General features: G+C 72.5%; 18 protein-coding genes and 1 tRNA gene. 11 read left to right on the forward strand and 8 right to left on the reverse strand.

Annotation, left to right across the window (positions count from 1 at the left end):
- Positions 1-74: 74 nt before the first annotated feature.
- Together R9X44_RS23955 and R9X44_RS23960 are read right to left on the reverse strand one after the other, a co-directional pair.
- Positions 75-443 carry a hypothetical protein gene (locus R9X44_RS23955; RefSeq protein WP_319816505.1) on the reverse strand — a complete coding sequence of 123 codons (369 nt, stop codon included), beginning with the start codon at positions 441-443 and terminating at the stop codon, positions 75-77.
- Positions 440-7,009 carry an SseB family protein gene (locus R9X44_RS23960; RefSeq protein ID WP_319816506.1) on the reverse strand — a complete coding sequence of 2,190 codons (6,570 nt, stop codon included), beginning with the start codon at positions 7,007-7,009 and terminating at the stop codon, positions 440-442. The genes R9X44_RS23955 and R9X44_RS23960 overlap by 4 nt, the downstream gene beginning before the upstream one ends.
- A 178-nt stretch (positions 7,010-7,187) precedes the next feature.
- Between R9X44_RS23960 and R9X44_RS23965 the strand changes: the two genes are divergently transcribed.
- Positions 7,188-7,562, forward strand: a complete 375-nt coding sequence (locus R9X44_RS23965; protein ID WP_319816507.1) for a hypothetical protein — start codon at positions 7,188-7,190, stop codon at positions 7,560-7,562.
- A 43-nt stretch (positions 7,563-7,605) separates the two neighbouring features.
- Here the strand turns inward: R9X44_RS23965 and R9X44_RS23970 are convergent, their stop codons facing one another.
- On the reverse strand, positions 7,606-10,668 hold the full coding sequence (locus R9X44_RS23970) for a transglycosylase domain-containing protein (RefSeq protein ID WP_319816508.1): 3,063 nt from the start codon (positions 10,666-10,668) through the stop codon (positions 7,606-7,608).
- Between the two features lie 175 nt (positions 10,669-10,843).
- Positions 10,844-11,917: an FKBP-type peptidyl-prolyl cis-trans isomerase gene (locus R9X44_RS23975; RefSeq protein ID WP_319816509.1), complete on the reverse strand. Its 1,074-nt coding sequence runs from the start codon at positions 11,915-11,917 to the stop codon at positions 10,844-10,846.
- Positions 11,918-12,179: 262 nt separating this feature from the next.
- On the opposite strand from R9X44_RS23975, the gene R9X44_RS23980 reads away from it, so the two are divergent.
- The 4 genes from R9X44_RS23980 (at position 12,180) to R9X44_RS23995 (ending at position 15,308) form a co-directional block, all read left to right on the forward strand.
- Positions 12,180-12,253: transfer RNA gene (locus tag R9X44_RS23980), tRNA-Arg, on the forward strand.
- A gap of 111 nt (positions 12,254-12,364) precedes the next feature.
- Complete coding sequence (locus R9X44_RS23985) at positions 12,365-13,825, forward strand: AlkA N-terminal domain-containing protein (protein WP_319816510.1); 1,461 nt, start codon at positions 12,365-12,367, stop codon at positions 13,823-13,825.
- Entirely contained in the window at positions 13,822-14,307 is a 486-nt protein-coding gene (locus R9X44_RS23990) for a methylated-DNA--[protein]-cysteine S-methyltransferase (protein ID WP_319816511.1), read from the forward strand. The genes R9X44_RS23985 and R9X44_RS23990 overlap by 4 nt, the downstream gene beginning before the upstream one ends.
- A 65-nt stretch (positions 14,308-14,372) precedes the next feature.
- The gene (locus R9X44_RS23995) at positions 14,373-15,308 is read left to right on the forward strand and encodes an NAD(P)-dependent oxidoreductase (protein ID WP_319816512.1); all 936 of its coding nucleotides are present in this window, start codon (positions 14,373-14,375) and stop codon (positions 15,306-15,308) included.
- Here the strand turns inward: R9X44_RS23995 and R9X44_RS24000 are convergent.
- Together R9X44_RS24000 and R9X44_RS24005 are read right to left on the reverse strand one after the other, a co-directional pair.
- Complete coding sequence (locus tag R9X44_RS24000; protein WP_319816513.1) at positions 15,299-15,877, reverse strand: GNAT family protein; 579 nt, start codon at positions 15,875-15,877, stop codon at positions 15,299-15,301. The genes R9X44_RS23995 and R9X44_RS24000 overlap by 10 nt on opposite strands.
- Before the next feature lie 60 nt (positions 15,878-15,937).
- A complete protein-coding gene (locus tag R9X44_RS24005; protein WP_319816514.1) occupies positions 15,938-17,260 on the reverse strand; it encodes an FAD-binding oxidoreductase in 1,323 nt (440 codons plus the stop codon).
- Between the two features lie 33 nt (positions 17,261-17,293).
- On the opposite strand from R9X44_RS24005, the gene R9X44_RS24010 reads away from it, so the two are divergent.
- From R9X44_RS24010 to R9X44_RS24020, 3 genes are read left to right on the forward strand one after another with little or no spacing between them, the layout of a single operon-like run.
- Positions 17,294-18,283, forward strand: a complete 990-nt coding sequence (locus R9X44_RS24010; RefSeq protein WP_319816515.1) for a cobalamin biosynthesis protein — start codon at positions 17,294-17,296, stop codon at positions 18,281-18,283.
- Complete coding sequence (locus tag R9X44_RS24015; RefSeq protein WP_319816516.1) at positions 18,280-19,791, forward strand: cobyric acid synthase; 1,512 nt, start codon at positions 18,280-18,282, stop codon at positions 19,789-19,791. The genes R9X44_RS24010 and R9X44_RS24015 overlap by 4 nt, the downstream gene beginning before the upstream one ends.
- A 31-nt stretch (positions 19,792-19,822) precedes the next feature.
- Positions 19,823-20,392 (forward strand): DUF1444 domain-containing protein, encoded by a 570-nt coding sequence (locus R9X44_RS24020; RefSeq protein WP_319816517.1) that lies wholly within the window; start codon positions 19,823-19,825, stop codon positions 20,390-20,392.
- Here R9X44_RS24020 and R9X44_RS24025 read toward each other — a convergent pair.
- The gene (locus R9X44_RS24025) at positions 20,355-20,882 is read right to left on the reverse strand and encodes a hypothetical protein (protein ID WP_319816518.1); all 528 of its coding nucleotides are present in this window, start codon (positions 20,880-20,882) and stop codon (positions 20,355-20,357) included. The two genes, R9X44_RS24020 and R9X44_RS24025, sit on opposite strands and share 38 nt — an antisense overlap.
- A 90-nt stretch (positions 20,883-20,972) precedes the next feature.
- Between R9X44_RS24025 and R9X44_RS24030 the strand changes: the two genes are divergently transcribed.
- Positions 20,973-21,665, forward strand: coding sequence for a DUF4328 domain-containing protein (locus R9X44_RS24030; protein ID WP_319816519.1), 693 nt, complete (start codon positions 20,973-20,975; stop codon positions 21,663-21,665).
- On the opposite strand, the gene R9X44_RS24035 is transcribed toward R9X44_RS24030, so the two are convergent.
- Positions 21,662-21,937 (reverse strand): DUF6504 family protein, encoded by a 276-nt coding sequence (locus tag R9X44_RS24035; RefSeq protein ID WP_319816520.1) that lies wholly within the window; start codon positions 21,935-21,937, stop codon positions 21,662-21,664. The two genes, R9X44_RS24030 and R9X44_RS24035, sit on opposite strands and share 4 nt — an antisense overlap.
- Positions 21,938-22,109: 172 nt before the next feature.
- Between R9X44_RS24035 and R9X44_RS24040 the strand changes: the two genes are divergently transcribed.
- Positions 22,110-22,763, forward strand: coding sequence for a TetR/AcrR family transcriptional regulator (locus R9X44_RS24040; RefSeq protein WP_319816521.1), 654 nt, complete (start codon positions 22,110-22,112; stop codon positions 22,761-22,763).
- A 33-nt stretch (positions 22,764-22,796) separates the two neighbouring features.
- On the forward strand, positions 22,797-23,759 hold the full coding sequence (locus R9X44_RS24045; protein WP_319816631.1) for a quinone oxidoreductase: 963 nt from the start codon (positions 22,797-22,799) through the stop codon (positions 23,757-23,759).
- Positions 23,760-23,790 lie beyond the last annotated feature (31 nt).

The raw sequence follows: 23,790 nt of genomic DNA on the forward strand, positions 1-23,790 counted from the left end.
CGTCACATCACAACATGAGCGGGTCCTCTGAATCTATCGGATGCCCGAGTCGTCGTCCTATGTCTGACTCAGCATTAGATGAACTCTTCGTGGAGTTCTTCCACCTCCGCGCGCGGCGCCCACGTCTGCCAGACGCCGTGGTCGATCCGGTCGAGGCCGAGCCGTTCTGCGACCGTCGAGCGGCCGCCCGTGTACTCGACCCGAAGCCAGGTCTCGTGCTCGCCGACGACGATGAAACGCTCCCCCCGCCACTTGCACGCGGTGCGTACATAGCGGAGTTGCTCGAGCTCGCCTACCGGGACGCTCCTACGGTGACGTCCTTGGCGGGTCTCCACGAAGCCGTCGGCGGGCTGCGTGGTGTAGAGGCGTACCTCGCCGTTCAACGCGGGACTCGCCTCGTACTCGGAGCCCTTCCACACCGCTACGTAGCCGTCCCGGATCACTTGCCTGTCTCCTCGTTCTGCGGACGCGTCCAGGCGAGCACGTCGGCGTCGTATACGGCGACGAGCTTCGCGGACTTGTCTGCGCCCAGTAGGTACAGCTCGGTACCTGACGGGAGCCTTGCGCTGTCCGTCTTGTACTCGCGTATGGTCCCGGCCGAGCCCGCGGCGAAGCCGTCACCGGTGAAGGGGGAGTGCTCGACCACCCAGCCGGAGTCTCCCCACGCCTGAAGGTCGTCCTCCGTACGTCCGCCGAAGGGGACGCGGTACAGGTCCTCGCAGTAGACGGGCCAACGCAGCACGTGTACGGACTCGTCGGACGGCTGGAAAGGCGAGTCGGCGTACAGGAGCCCCAGGGCTTCATACAGCTGCGTGGGCGTAAGGAGCTCCACGCAGTCGGCGAGCGGATGCACGAACCCGCCGACGCGGTCGTAACCCTGTTCCAGATACCAACCGACCTGCGCGTGCGGAAGCACCTTCTGCATGACGGTCACCTTCGGCCCGCCCTGACGCTCGAGCCTTCGCGGCGGCGTCACCGGCTCGGAGGGCTCGGGCTCAGGAGCGGGCTCCGGGACCACGGCGGCGGGCGCGGCGGGATCAGCGGGACGCAGCCCGACCGACACCGCCCAGTCGTGCAGCTCGCGCACCTGCGGACCGGTGAGCGACGCGCCGATGCGGCTGCCCGGGTTGAGGTGCAGCGTCCAGTCGGGCCGCCGCCAGTGCGCGATGAGGTCGGTGAACGCGACGGCGACGCACCTGACGTCGCCGACCGTCTCCTGCATCCGCAGCAGCGACGTGAAGACCCGCACCGACGTGCCGGGCACGGGCGGCGTGGACGACAGCGCTGCCGACCAGTCGAAATCGGGGTGTTCGGGAAGGATGTCCCCGGCGGATTCCGGGATCGGGACGAGGACTTCAGCGGCGAGCGTTACGCGCAGGAAGTCGTCGGTGTCTCCTGCGAGGACCGCTTCGTCGAGGTCCTTGTCGATGCGGTTACCCGGCTCGAAGGAGGCGGGTACAGGGCGAGGCGTCTGTACGGGCGCTACCGACGCGCGCAAGGCGTCGCCGGGTACGGTCAGCGCTATCGGGGTGCCCGGGTCGAGGACAAGGGACCAGCCCTGCTCCGGCCAGTTCGCTGCGAGGTCGCGGAAGTCCGGCATGACGAACCGGGACTGGCCGACGGACTCGTGCATCCAGCGCGGCGACGTGAACGCGAGAACCGCCGGTTCGCCCTTGACCGGTATGGGACGCCACGGAAAGTCCGGATCGCCGGGACGCGCCCCCCACGGGGTGTCCGGATCTGCCGGAATCATCACCTGTGCGGACGCCAGTAGCGCGAGCAGCGCCTCGGTGTCGCCGTGCGCCGCCGCGTCGCGCATGCGCTCCTCGAGCTCGTTCTGCGGCGCGAAACCCTCGGCGCGCCGGCCGTTGGCCTCGTCGACGACCGCGGAGACCAGCGGGAGCTGCGCGCCGGCCATCGTCGCGGCGACCGGAGTGTCCGGATTGATGGCGAGTGTCCACGCGGGGTCGGGCCAGTGCCGTGCGACGAGCGCGAACGGCACCCTGACGAACTCGACCCGGCCGATCACGTCGTGCAGCCGCTCGGGCGAGGTGAACGCCGGCACGGCCGGTGTACCCGCGATGTCCCCCGGTGTCCACGGGAAACCGGGACGACTCGGACGCGAGGTCGGGTCGGTTCCGGGCGGGACCGGAAGGAGCAGGTCGGCGTTGGCGAGCGCGAGGACGAGGGACTCCTCGTCGGCCGCCCTTACGAGTTCCGTCTCCACCGGGTTGGCGGGGAGGAAGCGCGCGCGCGGGGGTGGCCCGGAGGGGTCGATCGGGGCCATGTCGACCATGGTCTCGTCGGCTCTCGCGGGCCGGTTCTGCGGGCCGTCGAGGAGCGTGTTGTTCGGATCGTTCGGAATGTCGGAGGCGAGTTCGGCCTGTGCGGCGCGCAGGTCGTCGAGGCTCGGCATGCCGGTGACGACGACGTCCTCGGGCCGCTCCACGCCCGCCACGGGCACGTCCGCGCCCTTCCCGGTCCCATCGGAAACGGGCTGCGCGTACCGCGCCACATCACGCCGCCCCATCGGCGCCCACTCGTCAACATCCGAGCCCGCCTCGCCCGGACCCTCGCTCCCGGCGTCACCGGCCCCCTGCGAGGGCTGAGCCGTCGCCTGACCCCCCTGCCCGACGCCGTCGCCCCCCTGCGCCCCCCGACCCGAATGCCCACGCTGGGGGAGTTTGTCGTGTTCCTGCCCGACCTGTGCCGCGTCACCTAGTCCGACGCCGTCACGCCCCTGCCCTCCCCGCGCCGCCTCGGCGGCGTCAGCGGCCTGCCCGACGGCGTCGTGCCCTTGCGCTGACCGGACGGAGCTCGGGTCAACGTGCTGGCCGACGGTGTCGGGCGTCTGGACCGGCTGGGCGGGGGCGGTGCCCGAGTGTTGTCCGACGGCGCCGAGGCCCTGAGTCGGCTGGGCGGAGGCCGGATCGGTGTGCTGGCCGATGGTGCCGGGTGTCTGAGCTGGCTGGGCGGCCGTGCTGCCAGGGTGCTGTTCGACGGTGCCGGGTCCCTGCGTCGGCCGGGAGGGGGTCGGGTCGGTGTGCTGGTCGGCGGTGCCGGGTGTCTGGGCTGGCTGGGCGGCCGTGGTGCCAGGGTGCTGGCTGATGGTGTTGTGGCTCTGCGTTGGCTGGGCGGGGGCCGCTTGGTCGATGGTCTCGTGGCCCTGCCGGGGCTGGGAGGCGGTCGCGTCGGGGCTCTGGCCGGTTGCGCCGGGGTGCGGGGATGCCGCGCCGAGGGCGTCGTGTGCCGGTGTGCCCGGAAGAGGCCCGTGAAGCCCGGTTTCAATCGGGTTCATGGCGGTCTGTGACGCGCTCGTGCCGTGTGTGTCCGGAAGGGGTCTGTGAAGGCCGCTTTCGGTCGGGTTCGGGGTGGTCTGTGAGGTGTTTGTGCCGTGTGCGCCTGGAACGGGTCCGTGAAGGCTGCTCTCGGCTGGGTTTGTGGGGGTCTGTGGCGTGCTTGTGCCGGGAGTGGGTCCGAGGAGGCCGCGTTCGGCAGGGCTCGCGGTGGTCTGCTGTGTTTCTGTGCTGTTCGTGCCCGGGGCGTCGAGGGGCTGGACGTGGCGGAAAACGCCGGGTGTGCCCTGGCCTTGGGGGCTTTGTGGCGAAATGCCTGCGGGGGGAGTGTGCGGGGTCTCGGGGCTCGGGTCCTGAGGGGACGCGTTCAGGCCGACGATCTCCTGGGCGCTTGACGCGAGCCCGTGCGGCTGCGTTCCCGCGCCGGGAATGCCAGGAATATCGGGAACCTCGCCCTTTGTGGTGTCTTGCGTACCCGGCCCGACGGGACCCGGGAGGTGCGGGACCGCGCCCGGGGCACCCGGCTCCTGGGGCAGTGGTATTCCCGCACCCGGAGCACCCGGAGCACCCGGAGCACCCGGAGCACCCGGAGCACCTGGCTCCACGGGCAGCGGCATGCCTGCACTCGGAGCACTTGGCTCCGGGGGTAGCGGTAGCGGCGTACCTGCGCCCGGAGTGCCCGGCTCCAGGGGGAGCGGCGTACGCGTGCTGATGTTGCCCTCGGCGATTGGGCTGGGAACGGGAGTTCCGACGCTGGGCTCCAGGCCCTGTGCTGCGCGGGGATCGGGAGTTTTTTGGGGAGCGGGGTCCTGACCGGGCGGGAGAGTGGCCGCGCCGAAACCCTGCGGGACGCTTACGTCGGGGGCGACCTGCTCGCCGGTGGTCTGGCTGAAGGGGAAAGCGCCCGCACCGGGCTCCAGGCCCTGTGGGCCGCCCGCGCCGAGTGCGCCGTGCGCGTGGGCGGTCGGGTTGAGCGGCGGAGTGGCCGCGCCGAGTTCCTGGCCCTGCGGCGTCCCTGTGCCGGGATCGCCGTGGGCGATCGGGGTGAAGGGCGGTGCACTCGCGCTGGGCTCTTGGCCCTGCGGGTTGCCGGTGCCGTGCGCGTGGGCGGCCGGGTTGAGCGGCGGGGCGTCTGCGGCGGACTCCTGGCCCTGCGGGCCGGCCGCGCCGGGATCGGCGTGGGCGTGGGCGGTTGGGTTGAGGGGCGGAGTGGCCGCGCCGAGTTCCTGGCCCTGTGGCGTGCCTGTGCTGGGATCGCCGTGGGTGGTTGGGGTGAAGGGAGGGGTGTCCGTGCTGGGCTCTTGGGCCTGGGGGGTGGGGGTGGAGGAGGTGGGCTGGGTGTGGGGTTGGGTGAAGAGGGGGATGCCGGGGACCGGCTCTTGTGGGACGGCCGTGGTGGGGGCGTCGTGGGCGGGGGTGGTGGGGCTGAGTGGGGGGTTGGCTGCGCCGGATTCCTGCGGGACGTGCGTGCCAGGAAGTGGGGGCAACGGGGGGACGGCTGTGCCGGGGAGGTGCGGGATGCCTGTGGTGGGGGTGCCGTGGGGGTGGGCGGTTGTTGGGGTGGGTGGGGTGCCTGTGCTGGGCTCTTGGGGGGTGGGTGAGCCGGGGGTGCCTGTGGGTGGCTGGCTGAAGGGGAGGACGCCTGGGGTGGGGGTGGCGTGGGCGGTGGGGGGTGGGGTGTTTGTGGTGGGTTCCTGGCTCTGTGGGAAGGGCGCGCCGGGGTTGAGTTGGGGGGTGGGGGAGCTGCCGGGGAGGGGGGTGTCCGCGGTGGAGTGTTGGGGGTGGGGGGTGGTGGTGTTGGGGAGCGCCTGGTCGGAGGGGGGTGGGGGAGTGTCTTCGCTTGGGGTGCTGTGGGCAGGGGAGGGCGGGGTGAGGGGGGGAATGCTCGCGCCGGGTGCCTGGGGGATGCCTGTGCCTGGAAGTGCCGGGGTGGGGGAGGTCAGGCTGGGCAGGGGTGCGGACGCGTTGGGTTCGTGGGGCGTGGTGGGGATCGCCTGGGTGGGGGGCGTTGTCGCGGGCGTCTGAGTGCTTGCGCCGGGTTCCTGCGGCTGCGGGATGTCCGGGCCGGGAAGCGTCGGGGCGGAGGCATGGGTGAACGGAGGGGTGGCCGCGTTGGGTTCGTGCGGCTGCGGGGTGTCCGTGCCTGCGACTGCCGAGGTGGGAGACGGTGGGGTGAGGGGGAGGGCGGGGGTGCCCTGAGGGGCCGGGGTGTCCGGGGTGCCCTGGGGGGCTGAGGCGGGGGTGCCCTGGCCGGGTGGGGGTGTGGTGCTGGTTTGTGGGGCTGCTGAGGGGGGTTGGGTGGGGGTGAAGAGGCTTGGGGGGTGGGGAGCGGAGAGGGTGCCGTGGAGGGACGGCTCTGTGGGGGAGATGTCCTGAGCGGGGGTGCCCTGTGCGGGCAGGCCCTGGGCGGGGGCGCCTTGGGCCTGGGTGGGCGTCGCCTGGGCGGATGGGTCCTGCGCGAGTGGGCCTTGGGCGGCCGGGCCTGGGGAGGGGGTGCCGTGAGTGGGCGCGGCCTGGGTGGGCGTCTCGTGGGTGGACGGGGCCTGGGTGGACGGGGCCTGGGTGGGCGTCGCCTGGGCGGACAAGTTCTGCGCGGATGGGCCTTGGACGGCCGGGTCCGGGGAGGGGATGCCGTGAGTTGGCGCGGCTTGGGTGGGCGGGGCCTGGGCGGGAGTCGTCTGGGTGGGCAGACCCTGCGGGGACAAGCCCTGGGAGGGCAGAGGCTGCTGCGCGGACTTGCCCTGGGCGGGCGTGGCCTGGGCGGGCGTGGCCTGGGTGGGCGTGGCCTGGGTGGGCGGGACTTGGGCGCTGGGGTCCTGCGAGGACGGGACCTGGGCGCTGGGGTCCTGGGCGGACGGGGCCTGCGCTGACGGGTCCGGGGTGTTGGGGGGTTGGGTGGGGTGGCCGAAGGAGGTGGGGGTTTGGGGGGGGATGGGGGGGAGGTCGGTGGTGGTTTCGTCGGAGGGGGTGAAGAGGTGGGGGCGGGTGGGGGTGGGGGCTACGGGGGAGTCGGGGGGGTTGGTGCCGTGGCGGGGGGCAGGGGCGAAGAGGCCGTCGGCGGCGGGAGGGCGGGTGCCGTTGACGGGGGGTGTGGCCGGGCCTAGGCCGTAGCGGATTTCGGTGCCGGGGGTGGAGGGGGAGGCGTGGCGGCCGGTGGAGCCGTCGTGGAAGGTCTCCATCGGGGAGGCGTCGGTGCCGTCGGGGAAGACGCCGCGCGGGGGGCGGCCCGGCGGGAGGGTGCGGGTCGGGTCCGGGGCGGCGATGCCGCGCGGCTCACGCGCCGACGGGAGCGCGGGCGTGCCGGAGCCGAGCACGAACGGACGCGGGTCGCCCTCGGTCAGCTGACGCAGCAGCCACGACGGCAGCAGCGCCTGGATCGTCAGCCCGGCGTCGACCGCGAGCCACCAGCGCGGCTCGGGCCACGCGGCGGCGACGTCGGTGAGCTTCAGCCGCAGGTGGTGGCGGAACGCCGCGCCGAGCTTGGCGCGCATCGCCTCGGGCGAGGTGTAGACGAGCACGTGGGTGCGGTCGTCGAGCTCCTGCGTCGGCCAGGTCGGCTGGACGGCTTCGGCGAGCACGTGCCCCGCCGTCTCCGGCGCGAGCGGGACGACCACCTCGGCGTCGGCGAGCAACCGGAAGTAGCGCTCCGGGTCGCCGAGCGCACCGGCAAGGCGCATCTCCAGCTCGGTCGCGGGCTGCCATTCGTCGGCCACGTTATGCAACTCCTCAGACGTCCTGCGGACCCCCTTACGCTACCGGAGTGCGCGCCGCTCCTCCCCTCTGTCCGGGGGCCTGCGGCCTCGCCGCGACGACCTCGTCGGGAGCCTCGCGGCGGACCTGCGTTTCCGGGATCATGTGGGCGTTCGGGAAACATTTCGCAGAGGGGGTCGCATGCTACGCGGGGTCTTGGCTGTCGTGCTCGTCGCGGTGGCGGCGGTGCCTGGGTGCTCGGTCGTCGACGGGCTGCTCGGCAACCGGGCTGAGGTGTGCGAGGAGACGCAGACGGCCATCGACGGGCTCGAGGCGCAGCTGAAGACGCTGCCGCCGAACGACAACGCCGCGTGGTCGAAGGCCGTCACGGATTTCGCCGGGACGCTCGACGGCCTCGCGAACAAGTCCGACGACGCGGAACTCACCACCGCGCTCAAGGGCCTTGCCGCCTCGTGGCGTGAGGCGGGTCCGGCGCTCGCCGACAAGGGCGACGTCGCGCAGCTCAGCGCGCTCGTGCGCGACCAGCCGGCGAAGCTCGGCGCGGCCTGCGCGTGACGGGACGGGCGGCCGCGACGTCACCGTCGCGGCCGCCCCGAAGTCATGGCGGCCCGGCGAAGTCCTCGGGCTGCTGGCCGGGTTCCGGCTCCGGCTCGCCGCCGTTCCCGCCGCCGCCGTCACCGCCGTCTCCGCCGTCACCGGGGTCCTCGCCCTGGCCGGGCTCGCCGCCCGGGTCAGGCTCCTGCGGGGTCTCGCCGGTCGGCTCGCCGCCGTCTCCGCCGTCGTCGGTGGGGGTGCCGGTGCTCGGCCCGCCGGTGCCGGTGGGGGTGTCGTCGTCCGGGTTGTACTGGTACTGCGGCGTGTAGTCGTAGGTGACGGGGTCGGGGAACGACTTCACTTCCATCCCCGACGTCGCCTCGGCCATGAACTGCCGCCAGACCATCGCGGGCAGCACGCCGCCGTAAGCGGAGTACGGGGACAGGTCGAGCGGCTTCGACAGGTTCTTGCTCTGGAAGATGCCGACCGACGTGGACAGCTGCGGGATGTACCCGTTGAACCAGACTGCCGCGCCGCCGTCGGTGGTGCCGGTCTTGCCCGCCGCGTCGCGGTCGTAGAGGCTCGCCGCGGTGGCGGTGCCGCTGTTGACGACCTGTTCCATCGCGTAGGTGGCGTCGGCGGCGGTGTCCTTGCTCATCACCCGGACGCCCTCGACCTTCACCTTGCGCTCGACGCCCTTGCGGTTGGTGATGGACTTGATGACGTGCGGTTTGTACCAGATGCCGTCGTTCGCGAACGCCGCGTACGCGCCGGCCTGCTGGGCCGGGCTGACGTCGGAGGTGCCGAGGACGAAGCTCGGGTACTTGTTCGCGTCGTTGGCGGTCAGCTGTGACTCGGGGATGCCGAGGCTCTCGGCCATCTTCGTCACCTTGTCCAGGCCGACCTCCTCGGCGAGCCTGACGTACGCGGTGTTCGTGGAGTCGCGCGTCATCTGGACGAGGTTCAGATAGCCGTAGCTGCGCCCCGAGGAGTTCTTGATGGGGGTGCCGTTGGAGATGAGCGGGGCCGCGCCGCTGTAGGTGTCTGACAGCCGGACGCCGGATTCGAGCGCGGCGGCGAGCGCGAAGGGCTTGAAGCCGGAGCCGGCCTGCGCCTTGAGCCCGAACGAGCTGCTCATCGCCTCCTTGAGGTAGTCGCGTCCGCCGTACATCGCGACGACCTCGCCGTTCGACGGGTCGACCGACGTCAGGCCGACGCGCTGCTCCTTGGGCATGTCCGCCGGGACGTTGTCCTTGACGGCCTTGACCGCGGCGTCCATGAGCGGCTTGCGGAACGTGGTGACGATGCGCAGGCCGCCGAGCGCGAGGTCCTCGTCGTCGATGCCGCGCTGCTCGGCCAGCTCCTTCTTGGCGATGTTGACCATGTAGCCGATCTGGCCCTTGTAGATGTTCTTCTGCTGCTCCTTGACGGGAACGGGGAACTCCATGGCGCTCGCCTCGGCCTGGGTGACGTCGCCGCCCTCGACCATGCCGTTGAGCACGTAACGCCAGCGCTGTTCGACGGCCGCGCGGTTGTCCTTGGTGACCTTGCTGAACGGCGTCGGCTGCTGGATCGCCGCGGCGAGGAACGCGCTCTGCTCGACGGTGAGGTCCTTGGCGTCGACCTTGAAGTAGGACTGCGCGGCGGCCTGGATGCCGTAGCTCTGCCTGCCGAAGTAGATGGTGTTGAGGTACTGCTGCATGATCCAGTCCTTGTCCTTGGACTGGCTCACCTTCAGCGACACCATCACCTCCTTCAGCTTGCGGACGATCGACCGCTCCTGGCTGAGGCCGCTGTAGTAGTTGCGGACCATCTGCTGGGTGATGGTCGATCCGCCCTGTACCTGCTTGCCTGTGACGGTCGACCAGATCGCCCGGAACGTCCCGCTGAAGGAGACGCCTGGGTCAGTCCGGAAACTCCGGTTCTCGGCCGAGATGACGGCCTGCTGGACGGGCTGGGAGATCTCCGACAGATCGACGGGGCGCCGGTTCGTGCCCTCCTCGACGATGACCGTCTTGCCGTCGGAGTAGTAGAAGACGTTGAGCTGCTCGCGCGCGCTGAGCTGCTGGGTCTCGGGGACCGGGGTGAGCTTGTAGGCGACGGCGAACGCGATCACGCCGAGCCCGAGCAGGACCAGGACGCTCCAGCTCAGCCTGCGCAGCCATCTGCCGCGTTTGCGCGGAATGCCGGGCTGCGGGGAGGCTGACGACGACGAGGGCGGGCCCGGGTCGGCGGGGCCGTCGCCGTCGTCGGCGATGACGGGCAGGGGCGTGTCGATCCGGGTGACCTGGGCGTTGTCGACGCGGGTGGCGTCGTCGGGCTCGGCGTCGGCGGCGGCCCCGGCGGAGTCTTCGAGGAAGGGCGCGTAGAGATCGTCCGGCTTGTCGGAGACGGCCTCGGCGGCGAGGGTCGCGTCGGAGATGCCTTCCGAGACCAGGGTGGCGTCGGAGACGCCTTCTGCGGCAAGGGTGGCGTCGGGGACGCTCTCCGCCGCGAGGGTGGCGTCGGCGAGGGCTTCGTCGGACGGGGTCGCGTCGAGGCCGGGCTCGTCGGAGACGATCGGGTAGGCGCGCGTCGGATCGCCGGACGCGGGCTCCTCGGCGTCGGAAACTTCGGAAACTTCGGTCTCGTCCTTCGGCGCCTCTTCCGCGGCCTCGCCCGCTTCCTCGTCGTCAAGGAAGGGCGTGTAGGCGCTGGTGGGCTCGTCGAGTGACGTGGCGGGGGACTGCTCGTCGCCCTCGGCGACGGGAGGGCCTTCAGGCGGATCGACGGACGTGGTCTCGGGCTCTGCGACGGCGTCGGGTTCCGGCGCGTCTTCCGCAGTCGCGACGTCGACCTCTGTCGCGTCCTCCACAGCTGCGACATCGATCTGCGTCGCGTCCGGTTCATCCGGTTCGTCCGGCTCCGCGGGTTCCGACGCGCTCGGCGGCTCCTCCCCGGACTCGGACGAGGACGCGGACTCGCCCGCCACCTCGCCGTCCCCCGGCTCCTCGGACGTCCCCGGCGCGGCGTCCTCGCGGGCGCGCCCGTCCGGCCCGCCCGCCGCGCCCTCGGCGGCTTCGGCCGGTTCCCGGGGCTCGTCGTCCCCCCGCGCCTCGTCGCGCGCGCCGTCGCCATTCTCGCTCAAGATGCCCCCGTTACCCTTTCGTTACGCATGACGATACCGGAACGACGGCTCGGTCGACGCGCTCGATCCGGTCCTGTGGATAACTCCCGCGAAGGGCTTCCGCGCGGCGCGAAACCGGCCACGGGAACGCCGAGGGCGGCCGGCCCCTGCCCGGGAAGCCGACCGCCCTCTTCGCTCAGGCCGCGCCCAGCACGTCCACGACGAACACCAGCGTGTCGCCCTTCTTGATGCCCGCGCTCTCGTTGCCGTCGGGGTAACCCGACTCCGACGGGATCACCAGCAGCAGGCGGCTGCCGACCTTCGCGCCGACCAGCGCCTGGTCCCAGCCGGAGATGACCTGGCCGACGCCGATCGGGAAGTTCGCGGGCGCGCCGTTGGCCCAGCTGGAGTCGAACTCCTTGCCGTCGCGCCAGATCTTGCCCGCGTAGTTCGTCACGAGGGTCTGACCGCTCTTGGTGACCGGCCCGGTGCCCTCGATCAGCGTCTTGACGACGAGTTCCTTCGGCGGGTCGACCTTGGGGATCTCGACGGTCGGCGCGTCGCCGATCTTGTCCTTGTTCGGGGTGACCTTCGGCAGCGCGGCGTCGGTCTGCTCGGCCTGCGTGCCGGTGATCTCGTACTGCTTGCTGACGACGTCGAGGACGAACACGACGTTGTCGGTCTTCTTCAGGTCGGTCTGCTCGGCGGTGTCGCCGAGTTCGGAGACCGGGATCGTCAGCAGGTAGCGGTCGCCGACCTTGGCGGTCTTGACGGCGTCGTCGAGCCGCTTGAAGCCGCTGCCCTCGCCGCCGACGGGGAGGGTGGTGGCCGCGCCTTCTGCGTAGCTGCTCGACTTCTCCTCGTGCTCCTTGGCGCCGGTCCACTGGTAGGTCTCGAAGTGGATGAAGGCGGTGTCGCCCTCCTTCAGCGCGTCGCCGGAGCCGGTGATCAGCTTCTCGGTCTTGCCCTTGGTGTAGGGCGCGACCTCGGGCCAGGAGATCTTCGGGTCCTTGCCGAACGCGCCGGTGACCGTGAAGTTCTGCTCGGGCCGGGTGAGCGCCCAGGCCCCGCCCGCGACGCCCGCGATGATCGCGACGACGAGCAGGCCGACGCCGGTCTGCTTGATCCGCTGCTTGCGCAGCTCGGCCTTGTTCGCCGGACGCTTCAGCGACCCCTTGCCGCGGTTGATGCCGTGCGGCGTGAAGCTCGTCCGGCTGATGTCCCGGGCGTCCGGCAGCTTCACGCTGGGGGTCTTGTCACTGTCCGACATGGTCCTCAGATCTTCCGGTCGACGACGTCAGGCACGAGGGGGCGGCCCACACTCTGTCAGGTCCGTCCTAAGGACGGAGTGAAATCACCTCAAAATACCGGCAGGAGCGCCTTGCCCCCACCGGTCCGGTCCCAGCCTGCCACGCGAGGCCCCGGCCGTCGCCCCCCGCCGCCCGCGCGCTACCGCCGTGTCAGGGACGAATCGGACGGAAACCTGCTGTTGGTTGCGGCCCGCGTGCCCTAAACTCGCTTCCCAAAAACAAGCGCCCATAGCTCAGCTGGATAGAGCAACGGACTTCTAATCCGTCGGCCGGGGGTTCGAATCCCTCTGGGCGCGCTGTTCTCGGGCCCGTCGTAGCTGTCGATCTGTCACGGCGGGCCTTTGCACGGGCAGCGTCATGTCCGAAAACCGCCGGTCAAGGGTCCGCCGATCGCGCAGACTGGAGGGGTGACGCAGACGGATGAGGCCCGCTACCAGGCGGTTTGCGGGCGAGACGGCAGATTCGACGGCGAGTTCTTCCTCGGCGTCCGGACCACCGGTGTCTACTGCCGTCCGAGCTGTCCGGCGACCACCCCGAAGCGCGAGAACGTCGTGTTCTACCCGACGGCCGCCGCCGCGCAGGCCGCGGGCTTCCGCGCCTGCAAGAGGTGCCGTCCGGACGCGGTCCCCGGTTCTGCGGCGTGGCAGGCGCGCGCGGACGTCGTGGCGCGGGCGATGCGGCTGATCGGCGACGGCACGGTCGACAGGGAGGGCGTCGCGGGGCTCGCGGCGCGCCTCGGGTACAGCCCGCGCCAGCTGCAACGCCAGCTCGTGGCCGAGGTCGGGGCAGGTCCGCTCGCCCTGGCCCGCGCCCAGCGCGCCCACACCGCGCGCGTCCTCCTCCAGACGACGACGCTGCGTGTGACGGATGTCGGTTTCGCGGCGGGGTTCGCCAGTGTGCGGCAGTTCAACGACACGATCCGTGCCGTCTACGCCCTTACCCCGACCGCCTTGCGCGGCTCCGGAAGATGCACCCTTACCGCGGCGTCCTCCGGCATCCCCCTGAGACTCGCCTATCGGGGAAGGTACGCGGCCGAGCCGATCTTCTCCTTCCTGGCGGCGCGTGCGATCCCCGGCGTGGAGGAGGTGACGGGCGAGCCCGGCGGCCGTTCCTACCGACGTACCCTGACGCTCCCCGGCGGCCCCGCCCTTGTGACCGTCCTGGAGCCGCACAAGGAGACGGGTTGGCTCGACTGCACCGTCTCCCTGACGGATCTGCGGGACCTGGCGTCGGCCACCCAGCGCGTCCGCAGGCTGTTCGACCTCGACGCCGACCCCTACGCGGTCGCCGAGAGCCTCGCCGACGACCCGCTCCTCGGCCCGGCCCTCGCCGCCGTACCGGGCCTGCGCTCTCCGGGCGCGGCCGACGCCGAGGAACTCGCGTTCCGTGCCGTGCTCGGCCAGCAGGTCAGCGTGGCGGCGGCGCGGACGCTCGGCGGAAGGCTCGTCGCCGCCTACGGGACGCCGTTGCACGCCCCGTCCGGGGGCCTCACGCATCTGTTCCCCTCACCCGCCGCCCTGGCCGGGGCGTCCCTTGCCGACCTGGGCATGCCGTCCTCGCGCCGGGAGACGCTGCGCGCCCTCGCGGCCGCCCTGGCGGCCGGGGAGGTCGCGCTCGACCCCGGCGTCGACCGCGCCGACGCAGAGAAGTCCTTGCTCGCGCTGCGCGGCGTGGGCGCGTGGACGGCCGCCTACGTGCGCATGCGCGCGCTGGGCGACCCGGACGTGCTGCCGCCCGGCGACGTCGTCCTGCGGCGGGCGCTGGCGGCGGCCCCGTCGGCCGACCCGGTCGGCTGGGCCCCCTGGCGCAGCTATGCGACGCATCTGCTGTGGCGCTCCGCCGCCTCCACCCGAAGGAAGGGATCATGAACGTGCACACCACGGTCTCCGGGCCGCTCGGCGAACTCCTGCTGGTCGGCAGGCCCACCCAGGAGGGCCTTGAGCTCGTCTCGCTGACGCTGCCGACCCACCGCTGGACCCCGCTCGACCCCGGCCCGCGCGACGACGGCCCCTTCCGCGCGCTCAGGGAGCAGCTCGACGCCTACTTCGCGGGCGACCTCAAGGAGTTCTCTTACACGCCGGCGTTGTCCGGCACGGCCTTCCAGCGCCAGGTATGGGCTGCCTTGGACGCCCTGCCTTACGGGGCCACCACCACCTACGGCCGTCTGAACGCCGCCCTCGGCGGCTCGCCTGCCAGGGCGAGGGCGGTGGGCGTGGCGATCGGGGCGAACCCCGTGTCGATCCTGCGGCCCTGCCACCGGGTCGTGGGGTCGAACGGATCGCTGACGGGCTACGCGGGAGGTCTCGACGCCAAGCGCGCGCTTCTGACCCTGGAAGGGGTTCTTCTGTGAATTCCGCCCGCGCCCGCCCATGACTGGGTATCACTCTCCGTAACCGAACGGAGAGGGGCAGGCCGATGCGCGTGCTCGTCGCGGGGGCGACAGGGGTCATAGGAAGGCGGCTCGTGCCGCTGCTCACGGGGATGGGGCACGAGGTGTTCGCGCTGTCGCGGACGCCCGAGCCCGCCAGGAATCCGGCGGTCTGGCCGCTCGCGGTGGACGCCCTGGAAGCGGACGAGCTACGCAAAGCGGTCCGCGAGGCAAGGCCCGACGCGGTCGTGAACCTCCTCACCGCGATCCCCGAGGTGCTCGACCCGCGCCGGATGGAACGGGCGTTCGCCCAGACGAACCGGCTGCGCACCGAGGCGACGAGGACCCTCCTGGACGCCGCGCGCGACGCGGGGGCGGGCCGGATCGTCGGCGAGGGCGTCGCGTTCGCCTACGACCCCGAGGGCGACGGCCCGGCCGACGAGGACGCGCCCTTCTGGCACGACCCGCCCAAGCAGTTCGCCACGACCCAGCGCGCGCTTGTGGAGATGGAAGCGCTGACCAAGGCCGCCGACGGCCTTGTCCTGCGTTTCGGCCATCTGTACGGGCCGGGCACGGGGTTCGGCCCGCAGGGCTGGGTCACCGAACAGGTCAGGGAGCGGCGGCTGCCGATCGTCGGGGAGGGGGGCGCGTACTTCTCGTTCGTGCACGCCGACGACGCGGCCCGCGCCGTCGTCGCGGCCCTCACCACGTCGGCTGTCGGCGCGTTGAACATCGTTGACGACGACCCGTCACAGGTCTCCGAGTGGCTGCCCGCCCTCGCCGGACTCCTGGGGGCCGAGCCTCCGCACCGCATTCCGACGCCCGTTGCCCGGATCGTCACGGGGGCGTGGGGCGTCGCGTACTTCACCAGGCTGAGGGCCGCCGACAACACGCGGGCCAAGGGCGAGCTGCCCTGGCAGCCGCATTACGCCTCGTGGAGGCAGGGCTTCCAGGACGACCTGGAGGCGGCGGCTCAGCCTTGAGCCCGCCACTCCTCGGCGAGCATGGCGTAGGAGTAGGAGTCGAGCCACTCGCCGGAGGAGTGCAGGGAGTCCTTGCGCGAGTGCGACTCGCGGCGCATGCCGAGCTTCTCCATGAGCTTCCAGGACGGGGTGTTGTCGGTGAAGCAGACCGCGGTGACGCGGTGCAGGCCGAGGCCGTCGAAGGAGATCCGTACCAGCTCGCGTGCGGCCTCGTAAGCGAAGCCGCGTCCTTGGACCTCGGGCGACAGACACCATCCGAGCTCGGCCTGGCGCGGCCTGTCCTGCAGCGACTCCGGAGCCTGCGCCCACACGTCGCCGAGGCGCAGCATGAGGTCGCCGACGATCTCGCCGTCATGCTCGATGATCAGGGTCGAGGACATGCGGACGGGATCGTCGTACTTCGCGGTGTAGGCGGCGAAGTCGTGGTCGCCTCCCGACAGCCACTTCCTGATGGACTCCCTATGCCGGTAACGCTCCCAGGTGGGCGCGATGTCGTCGGCTCCGGAGCGGCGGATGAGCAGCCGCGAGGTGCGGGCGGGCCAGGTCAGATCGTCGAGGGTGGACGCCATGGACCTATGTTCGCCGATATCGGGTGATACGTCGTACGGATTTCGGGCGGCGCGGGCCCGTCAGGGGAAGATCACACCCGGGTTGAGCAGGCCGGACGGGTCGAGCGCGGCCTTGACGGCCCGCAGCGCCGCGATCTCGGCGGGGGTGCGGGTGAGGTGCAGGTGGGCGGCCTTGGCGCGGCCCACGCCGTGCTCGGCGCTGATCGTGCCGCCCAGCTCCGCGACCCTGGCAAGGACCGCCTCCGACGGGTCCGCCGCGCCGCCCAGCAGGTTGACGTGCACGTTCGCTTCGGCGAGATGCCCGAAAAGGTACGGGACGGCGTCTCCGGCGAGGCGGGGGACGTCGGCGAGGAAGCCGGGCAGGGCCGCGAGCGGCACGCCGACGTCGAGTTTGTGGGAGACGCCCCCTGCCGCGCCCGTCGCGGCCCTGATCGCCTCGGCGTGCGCCTCTCGATAGGTCCACAGCCGGTGCCGGTCGGCGGCGTCGCCCGCCACGACGGTCTCGGGGGCGTCGACGTCGGCTAGGGCCTCGTACAGCGCGTCGGAGGGGTCGCGCGGGGCGGCGCACTCGACCAGGACGTAGAAGGCGTGTTCCTCGCGGGTCGGCGAAGGCAGCCCGGTGTGACGGCGCACCAAGGCGAGTCCTTCAGGGAGGAAGAACTCGGCGGCCTCCAAGGAGTCGAGCGCCCTGAGGCGTTCCAGGGCCGTCAGGGCGGCTTCGGCGCTGGGCAGGCCGAGAAGGGCGGTCGCCCGGTGGGCAAGCAAAGGCACAAGGCGCAGGCGGGCCGCGGTGATGACGCCGAGGGTGCCCTCGCTCGCCGCGAACGGGAGGTCGAACCCGGTGTTGTCCTTGGGCAGGCCGTCGAGGCGGGAGACGATCGAGCCGTCGGCGAGGACCGCCTCGACGCCGACCACGTTGGCCTTGGTGCTGCCGTAACGCAGCACGCGTTCCCCGCCCGCGTTCGTGGCGATCATGCCGCCGATGGTCGCGGAGTCCCTTGCGGCGAGGTCGACGCCGAAGTCGAGGCCCGCCGCGCGCGCGTGCCGCTGGAGGTCGGCCAGGACGACCCCGGCCCCGGCCGTCACCTGCTGGGCGGCGCGGTCCACGGGCCCGAGCGCGGTGAGGCGGCGCAGCGACAGCACGACCTCGCCGCCCTGCGGCACGCCGCCGCCGACGAGCCCGGTGTTGCCGCCCTGCGGGACCACCGCGACGCCCTCGGCGGCGCAGATCCGCAGCACCTCGGCGACCTCGCGGGCCGACCCCGGCCTGACGACGGCACTGGCCCGCCCCCGCCACCGGCCGGTGAAGTCCTCCTCGTACCCGGCCATGACGGCGGGGTCGGTCACTGCCTGGGTCACTTCGGAGAGCCGGTCCGCGAGCATGCCCCCGATTGTCGTGCATTACGGTCGTGGCTTGTGTTGAGGACAGGGACGACGGCCAGGGCCGCTGGACTGCTGCTCGGCGCGGGGCTCGACGCGCTGCTCGGCGACCCCCGGCGCGGGCACCCGGTCGCCGGGTTCGGCAGGGCTGCGGCGGCGCTGGAGAAGGCGCTCTACGGCGACGACAGGGCGCGCGGGGCGGTGTTCGCCGGGGTCTGCGCGGGCTCGGTGCTGGGCCTCGCGGTGCTCGCCGAGCGCGCCGGACGCGACCGCCCCCTGCTGCGCTGCGCGACGACCGCCGTGACGACCTGGGCGGTCCTCGGCGGCACGTCCCTGGCCCGCGAGGGCGAGGTCATGGCACGGCACCTTGAGGCCGGGAGCCTCGGCGCGGCACGGCTGCGGCTGTCGCACCTGTGCGCCCGCGACCCCTCCGGCCTCGACGCCCCCGCCCTCGCCCGCGCGACTGTCGAATCCCTCGCCGAGAACACCGGCGACGCCGTGGTGTCCCCGCTCTTCTGGGGCGCGGTCGCCGGAGTCCCCGGCCTCGCCGTCTACCGCGCGCTGAACACGCTCGACGCCATGGTCGGCTACCGCAGCCCCCGCTACGCCAACTTCGGCTGGGCCGCCGCCAAACTCGACGACGCCGCCAACTATCCCCCCGCCCGCCTCACCGCCCTCCTCACCGTCCTCACCGCCCCCACCCTCCCGGGGGCCGGTGCGGGGTGGGGGCGGGGGAAGGCGGCGGGGGAGGCTTGGCGGGTGCTTTGGCGGGATGGGGGGAGGCATCCGAGTCCGAACGCCGGGCGGTGTGAGGCGGCCGCGGCGGGGGCGCTCGGGGTGCGGCTCGGGGGGACCAACCGGTATGCGGGCGGGGTGGAGACCAGGCCGACGCTCGGGGACGGCAGGGACCCGGAGGTGTCCGACATTCGGCGTGCCGTGCGGCTGACGCGCGCGGTGTCGGTGTCGGCGGTCGTCGCGGCGGTGGGGCTCACGTTCGCGCTGGGCAGGGTCGGGGGCCGCAGGTGAGCGGCGGGCCGCGCGGCGGGCTGCTCGTCGCCGGGACGACGTCCGACGCGGGCAAGAGCGTCGTCGTCGCCGGGATCTGCCGCTGGCTGGCCAGGCGCGGGGTGCGGGTCGCGCCGTTCAAGGCGCAGAACATGTCGCTGAACTCGATGGTCACCGCCGACGGCGCGGAGATTGGCAGGGCCCAGGTGATGCAGGCGCAGGCCGCGGGCATCGAGCCGACCGCCGACCTCAACCCGATCCTTCTGAAGCCGGGGAGCGACCGCCGTAGCCAGGTCGTCGTACGGGGCCGTCCTATAGCCGACGTAGACGCGCTGGAGTACTACGCCTTCAAGGACCGCCTCCGGGAAGTCGCGCTGGACAGCTACCGGTCCTTGCGCGACTCCTACGACGTCGTCATCTGCGAGGGTGCGGGCAGCCCCACGGAGATCAACCTGCGCCGGGGCGACATCGCCAACATGGGCCTGGCCAGAGCGGCCGACCTGCCTGTGCTCGTCGTAGGCGACATCGACAGGGGAGGCGTCTTCCCCGCCCTGTACGGGACCGTCGCGCTGCTGGAGCCCGCCGACCAGGCGCTCATCTCAGGGTTCGTCATCAACAAGTTCCGTGGCGCGCTCGAGCTCCTGCGCCCCGGCCTCGACCAGCTCACCGCGCTCACCGGCCGCCCCACCCTCGGCGTCCTGCCTTGGCTCGACGGCCTGTGGATGGACGTGGAGGACTCCCTTGGCCTCGACGCGGCGCGACCGGCTACCGGAGCCCCGTACGGCGAGGAGTCCTTGCGCGTCGCCGTGCTGCGCTTCCCGCGCATCTCCAACTTCACCGACCTCGACGCCCTGTCCTGCGAGCCCGGCGTCTCCGTCCGCTTCGTCACCGGCCCCGGCGAGCTCGCCGACGCCGACCTCGTCGTCCTGCCCGGCAGCCGCGCGACGGTCTCCGACCTCGCCTGGCTGCGCGAGCGCGGTTTCGCCGACGCCCTGGCCGCGACGGACAAGCCGGTCCTCGGCGTCTGCGGCGGCTACCAGATGCTGGCCCGCGAGATCGACGACGCCGTCGAGTCCCGCAGGGGAAGGGTCCAAGGGCTCGGCCTGCTCCCGACGACCGTCACGTTCGGCAAGGACAAGGTCCTCGCCCGCCCCGAGGGCGAGCACTACGGCCACCGTGTGCGCGCTTACGAGATCCACCACGGACGCGTCACCGTGCACGGAGGCGAACCCTTCCTCGACGGGTGCAGGCAGGGACGTGTCTTCGGCACCACCTGGCACGGCGCCCTTGAGAACGACGCCTTCCGCCGCGCCTTCCTCACCGAGGCCGCAGCGTTGGCGGGACGCCGCTTCGTTCCGGCCCCCGACACCTCCTTCGCCGCGCTGCGCGAGGCCCAGTTGGACGCGCTCGCCGACCTCGTGGCCGACCACCTCGACGGCCCGGCCCTCGACCGGTTGATCACGTCGGGAGCCCCCGCCGGGCTGCCCTCGCTTCCGCCGGGCGGCGTCCCCCACCAGCCGCTATCGTGAGCGCGAACTCAAGCCGTAAAGGAACAGGCCGATGACCGACCCGTATGACCTGATCGTCCCGATCCCCGGGGCACGGGTTCCGGTGGACGTCCGGCTGGACTTCCCTCCGCTTCCGGAGGACACCCCTGTGCGGGAGCCCTTCGCGGCGGGCCTGTACCTGTCGTACGGGCTCGACCTCCCGCCCGGCGACGACGGCAGGCCGAGGTTCGAGGCGCTCACCCCGCGCCGGGTCGCCGAGCGCGGCCTGCGCGTCGAGCTGCTGCGCGAGCGCGCGGCGGGCAACCTGCGCGCCCGCCGTCCCGACCTTGCCCTCAACTGGTTCCCCGACGTGCGGGCGGTGACCGTCACCGTCGGCGGCGACCTCGAGGCGGGGCTCCTGCTCGACGAGGCGTTCCTCGACAAGCTCGCGGGCGAGGTGGACGGCGACCTCGTCGTCGGCGTCCCGGCCCGCGACGTGTTCACCGCCACCGGCTCGCGCGATGGTCAGGGCCTGGCCAAGCTCCGCTGGGTCGCCGACCGGGTCTGGGCGAGGGGCGACCACCTGCTGTCGCGTGCCCTGCTGCTCAGGACGGCCGGGGGCTGGGTTCCGCTCCCGGGGTGAGGGCGAGCGCCCGCAGGCCCGCGTGGAACAGGCGGGTGTCGGCGTCGCCGAGCAGCGCGCGCTGGAGCATGAACCCGTGGATGAGCGCGACGAGCATCCGCACGACCGCCGTGGCGTCGACCTCGCGGGTGATCATGCCCGCGCGCTGGTAGAGCTCGACGTACCACAGCAGCGCGCGGGCGAACCCGGCGTAGGCCCCGTCGAACCGCTCGTCGCGCACCGAGGACCGCACGACCGCACCCCACACGCGCAGCGCGAGCAGCGGGAACCCGTCCTCGACGTGCGGGAACACCGCGACGGGACGGGGCAGCGGCCCGAACGCCGCGGCGAAGACCTCGGCGACCTCGCGCGCGGTCTCGGCGGCGAACCGCTCGATCGCCGCGTCCCGCGTGAAGGCGCCCGGCGGGGCCGGAGAGGGCCCCTGGGGCGGCGCGGGCGCGGGATCGGGCGTCGGATCTGCGGGGGCGTCGCGGCGGCTCTCGCGGGACATGCACGTAGGTTTCCAGACCGGTGGGAAGCCCGCACTAAAGTGCAGGTCGACAACACGTAGACTGCCGGGAAAGCGGAGCGGAGGGATCCCGTGCCGTGTGGGCTGTGCGGGGACATCATCCCGCTCGAGGTGGTCCGCTGCCCGGCTTGCGGCGCGTGGTCGCGCCGGCGTGACTTCCGCGCCCTGGGCATCGGCCTGTTCATGCTGCTCGGCTTCAACGCGTTCCTCGCGATGGGCTCGTCGGTGAGCCTGCTGAAACTCAGCACCGAACTGAGCCGCACCACCTCGCTGTCCTACGACCCTGGCTCGGCCTCGGTCACCCTCGCCGGCTACCGCGACGTCTTCGTCGTCTCGCTCTGTCTCGCCGGGGTCACCGGTGTGCTGTTCCTCGCCTGGCTGTGGCAGGCGCACGGGCAGACGCTGAGCGGGATGCGCGGGCACAGGTTCTGGACGGTCGGCGCGTGGTTCGTCCCGCTGGCGAACCTCTGGCTGCCGCCCCGGCTCGTGCTCGAGGTGTGGCTGGCCAGCGGCAGGTATCCGCTGCCGCGCAGGCACGGCGTCAGCGTGCTGGTGATGGCCTGGTGGTCGAGCCTGCTCGCGGCGGTGGGGCTCGCGCAGCTGTTCCCGTCGATGCGCGCCGACACCCTCGCCGACGCCGAGTTCGCCGTGCAGATCGGCACCGCGGGCGCGGCGACGCTGGGCCTCGCCGCGACGCTGGCGATGGCGGTCGTGTTCCATGTGACGCTGCTGCAGCTGCGGGTGCCGCCCGCCGAGGCGCGCTAACTCCACACGCGCGACAGCGTCCACTCGTCGGTCTCCGGCGTGTGCCGCAGCTCATACACGCCGCTCTCCCGGTCGGGTGACGCCTCGACCCGCCAGAACCGCCGCTCGGACGGCTCGGCCGACTCCGGGTGCAGGTCGCGCCACAGGTCGCGGCTGACGATCCAGTGCTCAAGGACGCGGCGGACGACGAAGAGCCTGTCGCGCCACACGAAGCGGCGGGGCAGGCCGTCCGGCCCGGTCCACACGGTGACCGGCTCGCTCAACTGGCTCATCGTTCGAAAACACTATCGAACGCCGCCCTGGATCGCCAAGCCGGTCCCCGGGGTCGCCGTGCCGGTCAGGGCGGTCGCCCGCGATAACCGGCGCGGCGGCATGGCGTCGCGCACTGCCGCGCGCCCCTTACCATGTCGGCGGCTGCGAAGTGCGCGCAAGGGGAGGTCGGCGGTGAAGGCGGCGGGAGGACTGCGGGAGCTGAAGAAGCGGCGTACCAGGGCCGCGCTCATCGACGCGGCCCTCGACCTGTTCCTGAGCCGAGGCTACGAGAAGACGACGATCGACGAGATCGTGGCGGCCGTCGAGGTGTCCCAGCGGACGTTCTTCCGTTACTTCGCCGCCAAGGAGGACATCATCCTCGGCGTCGTCGCCGACCTCGACGCGCGCATCGTGGAGGAGCTGCGGGCGCGTCCCGCCGACGAGCCCCCGGTGACGGCCCTGCTCGCCGCGCTGCGCTCGGTGCTGCGCCTCGTCGAGCCGGGCGACACCGTCGAACTGGAACGGATGCGGCGGCTGCGCCAGGTGCTGGAGACCAACCCGTCGCTCATCGCCGCCCAGCACGCCCGCCACCAGGTGACCGCGCGGATTCTCGCGGCCGAACTCGCGCTGCGCATGGGCCCGGGCGGCGGCGTGTGCGGCCCCGCCGACCTGCGTCCGAGGCTGCTCGCGTCGATGTTCTACGTGGCGGTGCGCGTCGGGTTCGAGGACTGCGCCTACCGCGAGGTGTTCGACTCGGCGGAGGTCGTCACGCGGGTCGAGGAGGCGGTGGCCGAGGCGCTCGGCGCGTTGCGGGAAGATTGGGCCCGCGGGCCTGGTTGCCCCTGACGCACCGGCACCTCAGACACCACTGGAGACATGATGCGCGCGATCGTCGTCGCCGAGAACGGCGGGCCCGAGGTCCTTTCCGAGCGTGACGTCCCCCGGCCGACGCCGGGACCGGGCGAGCTGCTGGTGAAGGTCGCGGCGGCGGGCGTCAACTACATCGACACCTACTACCGCACCGGCCACTACCGCCGCGAGCTGCCGTTCACGCTCGGCGAGGAGGCCGCGGGGACGGTCGCGGAGGCGGGCCCCGGCGTCGTGGACTTCGCGGTCGGCGACGTGGTCGTCAGCCCCTCGGTGCTGGGCGGGTACGCCGAGTACGTCCTGGTCGAGGCCGACCGCGCGGTGCCGGTGCCCGCCGGGGTGACGCCCGAGCAGGCGGCCGCCGTACTGCTCCAGGGCATGACCGCGCACTACCTCACGCACGACACGTTCCCGATCGGCGACGGCGACACCGCGCTGCTGCACGCCGCGTCCGGCGGGGTCGGGCTGCTCGCCGCGCAGATGGTGAAGCTGCGCGGCGGACGCGTCATCGGCACTGTCTCGACGCCGGAGAAGGCCGAGCTGGCCCGTAACGCGGGCGTCGATGAGGTCATCGGCTACGACGACTTCCCAGCGCGCGTGCGCGAGCTCACTGACGGCCGTGGCGTCGACGTCGTCTATGACGGCGTCGGCAAGGCCACCTTCGACGGCAGCCTCGCGTCGCTGCGCCCGCGCGGCACGCTCGCGCTGTTCGGCGCGGCGAGCGGCCCGGTGACGGGCCTGGACACCGGACGCCTGGCGAGCGCGGGCTCGGTCTTCCTGACCAGGCCGACGCTCGTGCACTACACGCTCACCGTCGCCGAGCTGCGCGAGCGCGCGGCCGCGGTGTTCGAACTCGTCGCGTCCGGCGCGCTCGACGTCCACGTCGGCCGGACATACCCGCTGTCCGACGCCCGAATCGCCCATGAAGATCTCGAAGGTCGGCGTACTACCGGTAAGTTGCTCCTCGTCCCCTGAGCCGCCCGGCGGCCCGCTCGCCCCCCGAGGA

Origin of the sequence: Actinocorallia sp. A-T 12471 (genome assembly GCF_033875155.1) — a bacterium.
Taxonomy (GTDB): Bacteria; Actinomycetota; Actinomycetes; order Streptosporangiales; family Streptosporangiaceae; genus Actinocorallia.

Excerpts from the sequence above, each read along its gene's own strand:
- R9X44_RS23965 (WP_319816507.1), top strand. The coding sequence starts at position 7,188 with ATGCTACGCGGGGTCTTGGCTGTCGTGCTCGTCGCGGTGGCGGCGGTG.
- R9X44_RS23975 (WP_319816509.1), bottom strand. The coding sequence starts at position 11,917 with ATGTCGGACAGTGACAAGACCCCCAGCGTGAAGCTGCCGGACGCCCGG.
- R9X44_RS23990 (WP_319816511.1), top strand. The coding sequence starts at position 13,822 with ATGAACGTGCACACCACGGTCTCCGGGCCGCTCGGCGAACTCCTGCTG.
- R9X44_RS23995 (WP_319816512.1), top strand. The coding sequence starts at position 14,373 with ATGCGCGTGCTCGTCGCGGGGGCGACAGGGGTCATAGGAAGGCGGCTC.
- R9X44_RS24000 (WP_319816513.1), bottom strand. The coding sequence starts at position 15,877 with ATGGCGTCCACCCTCGACGATCTGACCTGGCCCGCCCGCACCTCGCGG.
- R9X44_RS24005 (WP_319816514.1), bottom strand. The coding sequence starts at position 17,260 with ATGCTCGCGGACCGGCTCTCCGAAGTGACCCAGGCAGTGACCGACCCC.
- R9X44_RS24020 (WP_319816517.1), top strand. The coding sequence starts at position 19,823 with ATGACCGACCCGTATGACCTGATCGTCCCGATCCCCGGGGCACGGGTT.
- R9X44_RS24025 (WP_319816518.1), bottom strand. The coding sequence starts at position 20,882 with ATGTCCCGCGAGAGCCGCCGCGACGCCCCCGCAGATCCGACGCCCGAT.
- R9X44_RS24035 (WP_319816520.1), bottom strand. The coding sequence starts at position 21,937 with ATGAGCCAGTTGAGCGAGCCGGTCACCGTGTGGACCGGGCCGGACGGC.
- R9X44_RS24045 (WP_319816631.1), top strand. The coding sequence starts at position 22,797 with ATGCGCGCGATCGTCGTCGCCGAGAACGGCGGGCCCGAGGTCCTTTCC.